The sequence below is a fragment of the Novosphingobium sp. TCA1 genome, from assembly GCF_009811895.1.
In the GTDB taxonomy this organism is placed as follows: Bacteria; Pseudomonadota; Alphaproteobacteria; order Sphingomonadales; family Sphingomonadaceae; genus Novosphingobium; species Novosphingobium panipatense_A.
In genome coordinates this window covers 129,443-142,810 of the sequence record NZ_BLJH01000005.1, presented here as the reverse complement: position 1 = coordinate 142,810, position 13,368 = coordinate 129,443, and the positions used below count along the sequence as shown (strand labels likewise).

Below are 13,368 nucleotides of genomic sequence, written 5' to 3'. Positions count from 1 at the left end.
AGAATGGATCCTGAAACAAGTTCAGGATGACGTTGGCGTGAAACGTGAGGTTCCCGGTTCAAACCGCCTCACAGCGTCATCAGGATCTCGCGTCGGTTCTCGCCGTCCCAGGCCAGTGTCCGTTCGAGCAGGGCGATGGTGACGGCGCAGCCTACGGCATCACCGCTCTTGCCGGACATGGCCAGCTTGACGGCCTCCCGGCTCAGCCCGGTCGCAGCCACCACCTGATCGATGAGCGGCGCCGGGACCAGGGCCGAGCGCTCGCCGTGATCTTGGGGTTTTCCCAGCTTTCCGGCTTCCGCAAGGTGCGCGGCGAAAGCCCGTTCCCGCGTGCGCATATCGATCCCGATCGGAATGGCGCCTCCCAGCACGCCGGTGTTGCGGACCTGAATGCAGGTGGCGTTGCTCTCCAACCTGGCCGCGTTCAGTTGCGACAGGCGCAGGCGCATTGCGGTGTCGAGATCGCCGTCCGATAACGCGCGACTGTTAAGGTAGCTGCGGCCGCGCACGATCTCCACGGCATTGCGCACGACGGTCGAGCGATGGCCGCCGTTTTCCAGTACATCGTGGGCCAGGGTGTTTAACAGGCCGGCCAGTTCCGGTTGTTTGTCCCAGAGCCAGGCCGGATCGTGTTCTTCACCGAAAACTTCCGACACGGCGGCCTCCATGGCGTCCCGCGTCTTGCGTTCCAGCGAGGGGCCGTGGCTTGCAGGGCTGGAGGCCAGCATCAGCAACACGCCGAGCACGATCAGGCCAAGGAGGACGAGCAAGCCTGGTACTAGCGGATTGCCGCTCTCCCATGAGGCCACGCGTTCGGGCGCGAAATGGGTTTCCAACTCGGGAAAGTTATTGCGTATGCCGCGCAGCAGGCCTTCGACATCGCTTTGCGACGGGCCGCGCATGATGCGCAGCGTTCTCGCCACACCGGGGCGGACAAGCTCCTTCCACGCGCTGTGATAGCGATGGCCCGGTTGCAGCACGTTCTGCTGGAAGCGATAACCGCGAAGGCGCGCCCCGAGGAAGGCGACGCCGGGGCGGGCATCGTGGGCGGCCCATTCGCGCTCCCAGCCGAACGCAGTATTGGCATCCTCCAGCAGCGGCGCCGAGCGCGGCCAGCCGCGCGCCAGCACTTCCGCCAGCCAGTCCTCGATCTGCTGCGCCCGAGTGATCTGGGCCTGCGCGGCATCGTCCAGGATCTTGCGCAAAGCGCGCATCGCCTGCCGCACTTCCGCCTCGGTCAGCGGTTCGCCCGCCGCCGGACCTTCCGGATCGAGCAGGATGGACAGACGCTCGGCAGGGCTCTCGCCGGGGCGCAGGCCCAGGGCCTCGTCGGCGGCATGATTGCCGGGAAGGAACGGTGCGGTGAAGGGGTCGATGGTGGTCAGCGGAATGCCTGCCCCGCTCACGCCTTCACGCGCGGCGGCGGCGGCCCAGGCCATGCGGCCGAGCATGGCGCTCTGGTCCGGTTCTCCGGGACGGGCAGCAAGGTCGCCGCCGCTCCATTCCCCGCGCAGCTCCGGCGCGGCATAAGTCCAGCGCAGCGGCGCCTCGGCGGCGGGGCCGAATGCGGCGTCTTCGCCATCCGCCTCTGCTTCCGCTCCATCTTCCGCGACATCGCCTTCATCCCCGGCATCCGGGACGGCGGCCATGTTGCGAGCGATACGCAAGGCGTGGTCGCGCGCCTGCCGCAGCTGCGCGAAGCCTTCGACGTCGCCGTCCACGTCCATCGCCTTGAGCCGCTCGGCATAGGCCTTGCGGATGGCGGAGACATCGGCGGTCATGCCGATGCCGAGGATCGACCAGGGCGCGTTCATAGCGGGCTGATGCTTTCCACTTCGTCCAGCCGCGCCGCCAGCATGGCGCGGGCATCGGCGATATGCCTGGGGTCCTGCGTGTCGAGGGCGCCGGCAAAGAGCGTGATCCAGTGGCCGATCGCCTGCCGCACGTCACCGATATGGTCTTCGTAGCAACGTTCCGCCCGCGTCATCAGCGCGACGTTTCCGGCTTCCTCGCGGGGGTGGAACTTGAGCCGGGCGAGCGCGGCGCGGCGGCTTTCCAGTTCCTTGCGGCCGGGCCGGTCTTCCTCGTCAACGATGACGAGATTGCGCTCGGTGCCGTTCGCCGGAATGTGGACGTCGATCTCCAGCAGGCCCGAACTGTCGTAGGAAAACCGCACTTCCGCCGATACCTCTCCGGCGGGGCGGGGCGGGACGGGGATGGCGATATGGCCGAGCTTGACGTTGCCGCGCACTTCGCGGGCCTCGCCCTGGTAGATGCCGAATTCCAGCGTCTTCTGGTTGTTGCCCAGCGTAGAATAGGTGTTCATCCGCGAGACCGGGACGGGGGTATTGCGCTCGATCACCGGCGAGAACAGCCCGCGCTGCAACCCGCCGTGACCGTCCTGCTCCGCCACTTCCACGCCGAGCGTGTAGGGGCAGACATCGGTGATGCGGATCTCGTCGAGCGCGGCATCGCGGCCGACCAGCGCGGCCTGCATGGCGGCGCCCAGCGCCACGGCGTGATCCGGGTGTACCGATGCATTGGGAAAGCGTCCGAACAGGCGGGTGATCGCCCGGCGCACCACGGGCATGCGGGTGGCGCCGCCCACCAGCACGATTTCGGAAAGCTCGGCGGCATCAATGGCGCTGTCCCGCAAGGCGCGCACCACCGGTTCGCGCAGGCGGCGCAGCAGCGGCTCGCAGGCGCTTTCGAATTCGGCCTCGGTGACCGTGAGAGAGAGTTTCTCGTCGCCGAGCACCAGCGCGAATTCCGCCTCGCTCGCCGTGCTCAGGGCGCGGCGGCAGCTCTCGGCGGCGCGTTTCAGCAGGGCCTCGCGGTGGGGCGCCGACAAGGCGTCCAGCCGGTTGGCGGGATCGATGCGGGGGCGGACCATGGCGGCCAGGGCCTGGTCGAAATCGTCTCCGCCCAGCCGGTTGTCGCCTGCCGAAGCGCGGACTTCCACCACGCCGTCGAACATCTCGACGACCGAAACGTCGAACGTGCCGCCGCCGAGGTCGAAGACCAGGAAAGGCTCGCGGTCGCCCTTGTCGCGCAGGCCGAACGCCAGCGCGGCGGCGGTGGGCTCGTTGATGAGGCGGCGCACCGTCAGCCCGGCCAGTTCGCCCGCACGGCGCGTGGCCTTGCGCTGGCGGTCGTTGAAATAGGCAGGCACGGTGATCACCGCTTCGCTGGGGCGCTCGCCGGTGAAAGCCTCCACATCGGCGACAAGCGCGCCAAGCACCAGTGCGGACAAGTCCTCGGCGCCATACTCCCGGCCGCCGAGGCGGGACTTTCCGGCCGTGCCCATCAGGCGCTTGAAGCTGGCGGCGCTATCCTGCGGGTGGGCGGCAAGCCGGTCGAGCGCGGAGCGGCCGATCCAGGCGCGGCCGTCCTTGGCGATGGAAACGGCGGACGGGGTCAGCGGATCGCCCAGGGCATTGGGGACGAGCACGGCTTCTCCGTCGCGCCAGATCGCCACGGCACTGTTCGTCGTTCCCAGATCGATCCCGATCAGCATGCCGCCGCGCCGCTACCATCCCGGACCACCGAAAAAATCCCCTCTTCCTCGCACCTTGCCCGCAGCCGGTGATTCCTCGGGCGGGGGCGATCCTGCCTAGAGCATTTTCCGGCCCGGTGGAAACACCCCAAGGCCGGAAATTGCAGCAGGCTTTAAAAGAGGAGACTTTTCAGCTTCGCGTGGTCTGTCGCACGACGAGGCGGGGCGGCATGACCAGGCTTTGGGTGGGGCGGCCTTCGATCCGCGTCCTGAGCCGTTCGACCAGGGCGCGGGCGCCTTCGGCGATTTCCTGACGGATGGTGGTGAGCGGCGGTGTGGTCTGCGCGGCGAGCGGCAGGTCGTCGAAGCCGACGATTCGTACCTCGCCCGGCACTGCGCGGCCCATCTCGTGCAGCACGCGCAGGGCCGACATGGCGATGAGGTCGGAGGCGGCGACGATACCGTCGATCGGCAGGTCGGTGCCCGCAAGCGCCTGCGCGATCTGCGGCCCCATCGCGGCATCCGCGAGTTCCACGGGCAAGTGGACGAAAGTGGCATTGGCGGCTTCTGCCGCCATGGCGGCGCCGCGATAGCGGGTGGCGATCTCGATCCCGCCGGTCTGGCCGAGGAAGGCGATGTTCCTGGCTCCCGAGGCGACGAGATGCTCGACGGCGATGCGGCCGCCCAGTTCGTTGTCGGTGCCGACCGCGCAGTGCGCCTGCCCGCTGCGGTAATGGCCCCAGGCCACCATCGGGCGGTAGCTCTGCGCAACCCGCTCTATCACATGGAACTGGTCGGACTGGCCGATGACAATGATGCCGTCCACCATGCCCGAACTGGTGATGCGTTCGAGCCAGTCTGCCGTTCCGTCGGGAATGGCGCGGCTGAGCATGAGGTCGTAGCCGCTCTCGGTCAGTTCGTCGGCAAGATGGCCCAGCAGCGTGAGGAAGAAGGGATCGGAGATGGTCTGGCGTTTTTCATGCCCGAGCGGGATGACCACGCCGATCACCCCGGTGCGGCCGGTGCGCAGCTTGCTGGCCATCTGGTTCGGCTTGAAACCGTGGTGGCGGGCCAGCGCCTGGATACGGTCGCGCGTTTCGGCATTGACCAGCGCTTTCCCGGCCAGCGCGCGGGATACCGTTCCCGCCGACACGCCGGCCAGACGGGCCAGATCGGCCAGCGTGCGGACGTGCTGCTTGGCGCTTTCGGAAAGCTGAGTTTCCTCACCTAATCCCTGACCTTCCAGGGACTTGTCCATCGTCTGATCTTCGTTCCCCGCCATCCAACCTCCCTTTTGTCCGGCCAACTAACAGTTCGTATCCCGCGGCGGAGACGGGGCGTCCGCTTCCCCGGCGCGGGTTCCCGCAGGCGCGGTACGCGGATCGGCGACGAGAAGCGTCGCTGCCGCACCGGCCAGCATCAGGAACCCCGCCAGAACCAGCGCATGGCGCGGATCCGAAGCGAGCAGCGATTTATAGATCAATGGCATCGTCAGCGTCTCGATCAACATGGGCGCCACGATTAAAATATTGAAAAGGCCAACGTAGACCCCGGTGCGCTCGGGAGGGGCCGCGCCCGTCAGAATGAGGTAGGGAATGGCCATCATTCCAGCCCATCCGAGGCCCAGCCCGATCATCAGCGGCGCCGCGACGGTCATGGAATTCGTCCAAGGAATCATCAGCATGGCAAGGCCGGAGGCGGCGAGGCAGCCGGTATGGACCCATGCCGCGCCCAGGCCGCGGACAATCAGGCCCCGGACAAGCGGCATCAGCGCGAAAGCCGCCACGAAGGCCACGGCGTTGTAGAGCGCGCCAAGCTGCTGCGCGGCGAGCACGGCGGCGCGATAGGTCGGGGCGAGGGGGTCGGAGGTGCCGAACATCGACCGCGCGACGGTATCGGCAATGAACTGCCAGTACACGAACATCGCGAACCACTGGCAGAACATCGAGGGGATCAGGCGCCGCATCGGGCCGGGCATGGCTTTCAGCGCCGCGCCTATTTCCCCGACCACGGCGCGCGGACCATGTGGTTTTGCCGCAATCGCCGCGCGTTCCCCTGCCGAAAGCGGCAATTCCGGCACGCGCAGGAGCGACCAGGCCACCGTCGAAAGCGAAAGCACCGCCCCGATCGCGAAAGCCAGGCGCACCACGGCGGGTATGCCGTTCGCATCCAGTAGCTCGCGGTCGATCGTGGCTGCGAGCAGTGAGGGCGCCAGATAGGACAGCGTCTGGGCGAGGCCGGTGAAGGCGCTCTGGGTCAGGAAACCGGTGGCGCGCTGGGCGGGGGCGAGGCGGTCGGCGACATAGGCGCGATATGGCTCCATGGTCACGTTATTGCCCGCATCGAGCAGCCAGAGCAGCGATGCCGCCGCCCAGAGGGTGGGGGAATAGGGCATGGCGAAAAGGCACAGCGAACAGATCACCGCGCCGACGAGGAAGTAGGGCGTGCGGCGCCCGAGCCGGGAGCGGGTGCGGTCGCTCATGGCGCCGACAAGGGGCTGGACGATCAGCCCGGTCATCGGCCCGGCCAGCCAGAGCAGCGGCAGGAGGGCTTCGGAGGCGCCCAAAGTCCGATAGATCGGGCTCATGTTCGCCTGTTGCAGGCCGAAGCTGAACTGCAGCCCGAAAAAGCCGAGATTCATCTCGCAGATGCGCAGTAGCGACAGTTTCGGCCTTGCGGCTGGATTTGGCGCGCCTGGGTTCATCGGTCTCCTCCCAAGTCGTGCTCCAGCACGCTTGCGATCCCGCATGCGGTATCCTGTTCTAGGATGAAAAACGGTTGGCGCAATTACGTCTATTTGCGGGTTTTTTGGGAGCGCATGCATGCGATGATTTCTCAAATTCAGATTTCTTAAGTTTAATTGCGGAATTGACGGAGGCCGGTGGATACCTGCAATCCATTGCTCGATCCGGGCTTCCCATTTGCCGCAGAGGTGTTCCGCGCGTGCCCTACACCGACCTCACATTTGCGCCCTTGTCGTGGACGGCGGCGGACCTCTTGCTGCTGAAGGGCGGCACTTTCGATCGTGCGCCGCGCATCGAGGCGCAGGATGTCCGGCGGATCGCGCCGGACCTCGATGTCTGGGATGCCTGGCCGCTCGCCGATATCGAGGGCACGCCCTTGCGTTGGCGCAGCGGCGAGCTGTGGTTCGCGCTGGCCGCGCCCGCCTTCGCCGACCCGGAGGCCCGCCATGGACATGCGCGAATCCATCACTTCCACCGCAAGGACGGGCGTTTCCTGCCGCTCGGGCCGGTCTTCCCCGAGGGCTTCACGCCGGGCAGCCGCGAATGGTCGGGTTCGGCCACGGTGGAAGGCTCGGTGGTGACGCTGCACTTCACCGCAGCGGGCATGCGGGGTGAAAGCGCGCCCTCGTTCCGGCAGCGCCTGTTCGCCAGCCGCGCTCTGCTGCGCGAAAGCGGCGCGGCGTTCGGCGCTTGGTCCGAGCCGGAAGAGATCCTCGTCCCCTCGGGGCGATACTACATGACCCGGCACGAAGGGGCCGGCCGGGCCGGAACCATCAAGGCCTTTCGCGATCCCAGCCTCCATCGCATGGCGGAGGGCGAGGACTACCTGCTCTTCACCGCCTCTTCCGCGCGTAGCGGCAAGGCGCATAACGGCGTGGTGGGGCTGGCGCACCGGGGCGCGAACGGTGCCCTCGCGGAATTGCCGCCGCTGGTGGAGGCGGACGGCGTGAACAACGAGCTCGAACGGCCACATATCGTGCGCCATCGGGGCCTGAGCTATCTCTTCTGGTCCACCCAAGCGAGCGTCTTTGCTCCCGGCGTGGACGCGCCGACCGGGCTTTACGGTGCCGTTTCCGAAGGGCTGGGATCACCCTGGCGCCTGCTCAACGGCCATGGGCTGGTCCTTGCCAATCCCGTCGAAGCGCCGTGGCAGGCTTATAGCTGGTGGGTGCTGCCCGATCTTCGGGTTACCAGTTTCATCGACTACCGGGGCGGAGCGGAAGGCGCCTCCCGCGCCAAGCCGCGTGGCCGCAGCCGTTTCGGCGGCACTTTTGCGCCTTTCCTGCACCTTCATCTGGACGGATCCAGCGCCCGTCTCGCTTGAAGCCGGCCAAGTGCAAATTATTCAATTTCGCACAGTTAAACGAATGTTGCGTGACAGGGAAATGCCGTTACAACTCCCGCAACACACCGAAAAGACCGGCCGGTCGCCTCGGGTCGCTGCACCGTCTTGAGTGTGGCGGAAACGGTTCTTTCGCCGACTTTTTCGCATTACGGGAAAGCGGCGGGTACCGGATCGCTCGACCGGTCCTATATTCGGCGTCTGGCAGCAGGCGCACTGCGACGCCTCGCCTGCCTTTGATTTGCGGGAGAATGCAATGAGCGCAGAGGATCTGACCGCCGCCCCCAAGACTCGTTCCAGGCCGGGCCGGAAGGCCTCCGCGCTGCAGCCTGCGATCGCCCGGCGTATCCGGGATTCGCTGCTGCCCGGAGACGCGGTAGGTGGGACCGACGGGGCGACCTGGGTAGAGGAAGCCGCGCAAGTCCTGCTCGATCTTGCCGACCGGCGCGAAGCGGGTGTGCCGGTGATCGAGATCGCCTCGGAGAACGAGGATCGCCGCTACCTGCGCATCGCCATCGTCAACGACGACATGCCTTTCCTGGTCGACTCGGTTGCCGCCGTGGTGGCCGAGGCGGGTCTCGTCATCGACCGGCTCGCCCACCCGGTCGTGCGGGTCGAGCGTGACGGCGAGGGCAATCTCGTCGGCCTGCCCGAAGAGGCGAGCGAAGCCGCGCCCCGCGAATCGATGATCTATATCGAGACCGACCGCGCCGATGCCCGCCAGCGCCGCGATCTTCAGGCCGCGCTCGAAACCGCGCTGGCCGATGTGCGCGCCGCCGTTGCGGACTGGCCGAAGATGGTCGCCGCGATGGACGGCGATGCCGACCGTATCGAGGATGCCGAAGGCGCCGAACTGCTGCGCTGGTTCGCGGGCGGCATGCTGACCCAGCTCGGCCACGTCACCCGCCGCCGCGACGGCAGCCAGGCCGACCAGCTCGGCATCTGCAAGCGCGAGGCGCGCGGCCTGCTGTCGGACGCCAGCTACGAACGCGCCTTCGAAGCCTTCGATGCCCAGCTTGCCGCAGGCGAAGTGCGCGCGCCGATGGTCATCAAGGCCAATGTCGTGTCCACCGTCCATCGCCGCGTGCCGCTGGATCTCTTCCTCGTCCCGGTGATCGAGGGCGGCAAGGTGGCCGCGCTTTCGGTTCATGCCGGCATGTGGACCAGCGCCGCGCTGGCCGCCGCGCCGGGCCGCGTTCCGCGCCTGCGCCGCCTGCTGGCGGGGCTTGGCAGCAAGCTCGGGTTCGATCCGAACGGCCACACCGGCAAGGCGCTGGCCCATGCCATGACCAGCCTGCCGCACGATCTGGTGCTCGGCTTCGGCGAGGCCGACGTGGAGCGTCTGGCCACGACGATGACCGCGCTGGTCGATCGTCCGCGCCCACGCCTGGTTGTCACCACCTCGCCGCTTTCGCGCCACTTGTTCGCCTTCGTCTGGATCGCCCGCGACACGCTTTCCACCCAGATGCGCAAGCGCATCCAGGCCATGATCGAGGAGGCCGCCCAGGCCCCGACGCTCGACTGGTCGCTGAGCGTCGAGGCCGGCAATCTCGCGATGCTGCGCTACACGCTCGATATTCGCGAAGGCGCGCAGGCGCTGGACGAGGAAGCGCTCGATCACCGGCTGCAGGTCATGCTGCGCGGCTGGGGCGAGGCGGTGGAGGCCGCTCTGGCCCAGTCGCTGGAACCGGGCCGCGCCGCCGCCATCGCCGTGCGCTATGCCGAGGCTTTCCCGCTTTCCTACCGCAGCGATTACGGCCCCGCCGAAGCGGCCATCGACATCGGCCACATGCGCAGCCTCGTGGTCGGCGATGCCGGAACGGAAGCGCGCGGCAGCCGCGGCGTGCGGCTCTACCAGCATGAAAGTGCCGAAACGTCGCAGCTTCATCTGAAGATCTACCAGGCGGAAGGCAGCCTGCCGCTGTCCGATGCCGTGCCCGCGCTGGAGAACTTCGGCTTCCGCGTCCTTGCGGAAATGCCGACCCCGCTCGACAAGGGACGGATCGGCACGATCCACGATTTCACCCTGGCACTGCCGCTGGGCAGCGACGTGCGCGAAGTGCTCAAACTGGCGCCGATGATCGAGGACGCGCTGGCGGGCGTGCTCAACAACCTGGGCGAGAACGATCCCTTCAACCGCCTCGTCCCCGGCCTCGGCCTGTCCAAGGGCGAGGCGAACTGGCTGCGTGCCTGGTATCGCTACTTGCGCCAGGCGGGCATGCACTTCGGCATCGGCACGGTGGTGGACGCGCTGCTGGGCGCGCCTGCGGTGACGCTGGCCATCGTCGATCTGTTCCGTGCGATCCACGACCCGGCCTTCAAGGGCGACCGCGCCCAGGCCAAGGCACAGGCGCAGGAGGCGATCCGCGCCGGTCTGGCCAATGTCAGCGCCATCAACGATGACCGCGTGCTGCGCGCTTTCCGCGATGTCGTGGCGGCCATGCTGCGCACCAATGCCTTCGCTCCGGCCGCGCAAGTGGCACTGGCCTTCAAGCTCGATTCGGCGCTCGTTCCGGGCCTGCCGAAGCCGCTGCCCTGGCGCGAGATCTTCGTCTATTCGCGCCGCGTAGAGGGCATTCACCTACGCGCGGGGCCGGTTGCGCGCGGGGGCCTGCGCTGGTCCGACCGCCGCGACGACTATCGCACCGAGATCCTCGGCCTGATGAAAGCGCAGCGCGTGAAGAACGCGGTGATCGTGCCGACCGGGGCCAAGGGCGGCTTCTATCCCAAGCAGCTGCCCGATCCCGCGCTCGACCGCGCCGGATGGGCCGCCGAAGGGCAGGCCAGCTACGAGGTCTTCATCGGCACCCTGCTGTCGATCACCGACAACATCGTGGCGGACAAGGTGGTCCACCCCGAAAGCGTGGTGATCCTCGACGGTGAGGACCCCTATTTCGTGGTCGCGGCGGACAAGGGCACGGCCAAGTTCTCCGACGTCGCCAACGGCATCGCCGAATCGCGCGACTTCTGGCTGGACGACGCTTTCGCCAGCGGCGGCTCCAACGGCTACGACCACAAGGCCATGGGCATCACCGCACGCGGCGCCTGGCTTTCGGTGCAGCGCCACTTCCTGGAAATGGGCGTGGACGTGCAGAGCGACCCGGTCCGCGTGATCGGCTGCGGCGACATGTCGGGCGACGTCTTCGGCAACGGCATGCTGCTGTCGAAGTCGCTCAAGCTGGTCGCTGCCTTCGACCACCGCCACATCTTCCTCGATCCCGATCCCGACGCAGCCAAGAGCTGGGCCGAGCGCAGGCGCATGTTCGACCTGCCGCATTCCAGCTGGGACGATTACGACAAGGCGCTGATCTCCAAGGGCGGCGGTGTCTTCTCGCGCAAGTCCAAGTCGATCCCGCTGACCGACGAAGTGCGCGCCGCGCTCGGCATCGAGGCGAGCGAACTCGACCCCGAATCGCTGATCTCCGCGATTCTCTGGGCGCCTGTGGACCTGCTGTGGTTCGGCGGCATCGGCACTTACGTGAAGGCCTCTGCCGAAAACAACGCGACCGTGGGCGATCCCGCCAACGACGCGCTGCGCGTCAGCGCCAACGAGCTGCGCGTGCGGGTGATCGGCGAAGGCGCCAACCTCGGCGTCACCCAGGCCGCGCGGATCGAGTTCGCCTCCAGGGGCGGGCGCATCAACACCGACTTCATCGACAATTCGGCGGGCGTCGACTGCTCGGATAACGAGGTCAACATCAAGATCGCGCTGGCCGCCGCCAAGCGGGCCGACAAGCTCAGCGAGGAAGAGCGCGTCGAACTGCTGCGCGAGATGACCGACGAAGTGGCGGAACTGGTGCTGGAGGACAACCGCCTCCAGGCCCTGGCTCTTTCCATCGCCGAGCGCGGCGGGGCCAGCGCCATGCCTTCGCATGTCCGCCTGATCGAAACGCTGGAAGAAGGCGGCAACCTCGATCGCAAGACCGAGGGCCTGGCCGACAACGAATCGCTTGGCCGCCGGGCGCAGGACGGGCGCGGGCTGACCCGGCCCGAACTGGCGGTGCTGCTCTCCAGCGGCAAGCTGGTGCTCCAGGCCGCGATCGAGGCGTCCGACCTGGCCGCCGACGCCACGCTCCAGCCGATGCTCTTGGCGGCTTTCCCGCAGCCGATGCAGGCGAAGTACGCGCGCTTTATCGAAGGGCACCGCCTGGCGGGCGAGATCATCGCCACCAAGCTGGCGAACCGCGTGGTCAACCGCCTGGGCATCGTCCATCCCTTCGAACTGGCCGAGGAAGAGGGCGCGGACCTTGCCCACGTCGCCGCGGCTTTCGCGTTGGCGGTGCAGCTCTTCGATCTCGATGCGCTCTGGGAACGGCTCGAAGTGGCGCCGATGACCGAAGATGCGCGCATTGCCCTGTTCGACCGCACGGCGGGCGTCGTGCGCGGCCATATGGCCGACCTGCTGCGCGCCGGGGCCGGGCAGATGCCGCCTTCGGAAGTGCTCGCCCGGATCGGCAAGCCGGTGGCGGCGCTTTCGGTGGACACGCACGAGCTGCTGGGCGAACGTATCGCCGCGCACTCGCGCAAGCTGCGCAGCGGCCTTCTCGAACTCGGCGCGCCCGAGGCGGAGGCGGGCATGGTCGCCAATCTCTATGACCTTGACGGTGCCGTGGGCATTGCCGCGCTCGCTGCCGATACCGGGATCGATCCGCGCCAGCTCGTCGGGGCCTTCACCCGGATCGGCGCCGGTCTTGGCCTGGACTGGGCACAGGCCAGCGCCACGGTGATGAACCCCTCGGACCCGTGGGAGCGCCTGCTCGTCGCCGGTCTCGCCCGCGATTTCCAGCAGATGCGGCTCGACTTCCTGCGCCGCCTTGCCGGAACCAAGGCGGGCAAGTCCGATCCGGCGGCGGCTGCGGAAGAATGGGGCCGGGCGAACATCGCCGCGATCCAGACCTTCCGGGCCATGGTCCAGCGCGCGGAAAACACCGCGCCGCTGAGCCCGGCCATGCTCGCACAGATCGCCAGCCAGGCGCGCAACCTGCTCGGGCGGTAAGGGTATAAAGGGGAGCAGGGGTGTGTTGCCCCTGTTCCCCATTACTGGGGGCGCTCGCGCTGGCTCCAAAACACCTCGTCATCCTGAACTTGTTTAGCTTCGCTGGCCTTCGGCTCAGGATCCATTTCTCCCAATGACCGGCCGTTTCGGCCGCGAGATGGATCCTGAAACAAGTTCAGGATGACGATGAGGCATGGGATAGGTTCGCCGTGTTCAAGCCGACCCCGCCATTCATTCCAGCGGCAGCGTGCGCGGTTCCTTGATTGCCTCCAGCACGATGCTGGACTTCACGTCGCGCACGCCGGGAATGCGCACGAGCGTTTTCAGTGTGACTTGCGAGAGATGCTCCACGTCCCGCGCGATGATGTGGACGAGGTAGTCCATGTCCCCGGTCACCGCATGACAGGCGATGACATAAGGGTTGTCGCGGATCGCCTGTTCGAAGCGGGTGATATTCTCGTCGATATGGGCGTTGAGGTTGATCAGCACATAGGCTTCCAGTTCGAAGCCCAGCTTGCGCGGGTCGAGCACCGGTGCGTAGCCGAGGATCACGCCGTCATCCTCCAGCCGCTTGATACGGCGGCTGACCGGGGTGGCGGACAGCGCGGTGCGTTCCGCCACTTGCGCTACCGGCATGCGCGCGTCCTCCTGCAGGGCGGCGATGATCTTGCGGTCGAACAGATCCAGCTGCATGAATCACCTATCTTGAGCACGGTTCCTGGTTGAAACCACTCTTATCGGCTCTGGTGGCGCGCGCAATCGCATGAATCTGGCGCTGCCCTTGTGATAA

The 13,368-nt window shown here is 67.2% G+C and carries 7 protein-coding genes; 2 read left to right on the top strand and 5 right to left on the bottom strand.

Translation table 11 applies throughout. From position 1 onward, the window contains the following. Nucleotides 1-68: 68 nt before the first annotated feature. The 4 genes from NTCA1_RS08450 to NTCA1_RS08435 form a co-directional block, all read right to left on the bottom strand. Nucleotides 69-1,814: a hypothetical protein gene (locus tag NTCA1_RS08450; RefSeq protein ID WP_159829999.1), complete on the bottom strand. Its 1,746-nt coding sequence runs from the start codon at nucleotides 1,812-1,814 to the stop codon at nucleotides 69-71. Beyond that, nucleotides 1,811-3,517 (bottom strand): Hsp70 family protein, encoded by a 1,707-nt coding sequence (locus NTCA1_RS08445; RefSeq protein ID WP_159829997.1) that lies wholly within the window; start codon nucleotides 3,515-3,517, stop codon nucleotides 1,811-1,813. Before NTCA1_RS08445 ends, NTCA1_RS08450 begins: the two co-directional genes overlap by 4 nt. A gap of 169 nt (nucleotides 3,518-3,686) precedes the next feature. Further along, a complete protein-coding gene (locus NTCA1_RS08440) occupies nucleotides 3,687-4,778 on the bottom strand; it encodes a LacI family DNA-binding transcriptional regulator (RefSeq protein WP_236549183.1) in 1,092 nt (363 codons plus the stop codon). A 24-nt stretch (nucleotides 4,779-4,802) separates the two neighbouring features. Continuing rightward, nucleotides 4,803-6,200 (bottom strand): MFS transporter, encoded by a 1,398-nt coding sequence (locus NTCA1_RS08435; protein WP_159829995.1) that lies wholly within the window; start codon nucleotides 6,198-6,200, stop codon nucleotides 4,803-4,805. Between the two features lie 239 nt (nucleotides 6,201-6,439). Between NTCA1_RS08435 and NTCA1_RS08430 the strand changes: the two genes are divergently transcribed. Together NTCA1_RS08430 and NTCA1_RS08425 are read left to right on the top strand one after the other, a co-directional pair. After that, nucleotides 6,440-7,564 carry a glycoside hydrolase family 68 protein gene (locus NTCA1_RS08430; RefSeq protein WP_159829993.1) on the top strand — a complete coding sequence of 375 codons (1,125 nt, stop codon included), beginning with the start codon at nucleotides 6,440-6,442 and terminating at the stop codon, nucleotides 7,562-7,564. A 274-nt stretch (nucleotides 7,565-7,838) separates the two neighbouring features. Next, a complete protein-coding gene (locus NTCA1_RS08425; protein ID WP_159829991.1) occupies nucleotides 7,839-12,578 on the top strand; it encodes an NAD-glutamate dehydrogenase domain-containing protein in 4,740 nt (1,579 codons plus the stop codon). A 231-nt stretch (nucleotides 12,579-12,809) separates the two neighbouring features. Here the strand turns inward: NTCA1_RS08425 and NTCA1_RS08420 are convergent, their stop codons facing one another. After that, nucleotides 12,810-13,271 (bottom strand): Lrp/AsnC family transcriptional regulator, encoded by a 462-nt coding sequence (locus tag NTCA1_RS08420; RefSeq protein ID WP_086490153.1) that lies wholly within the window; start codon nucleotides 13,269-13,271, stop codon nucleotides 12,810-12,812. Between the last annotated feature and the right edge of the window lie 97 nt (nucleotides 13,272-13,368).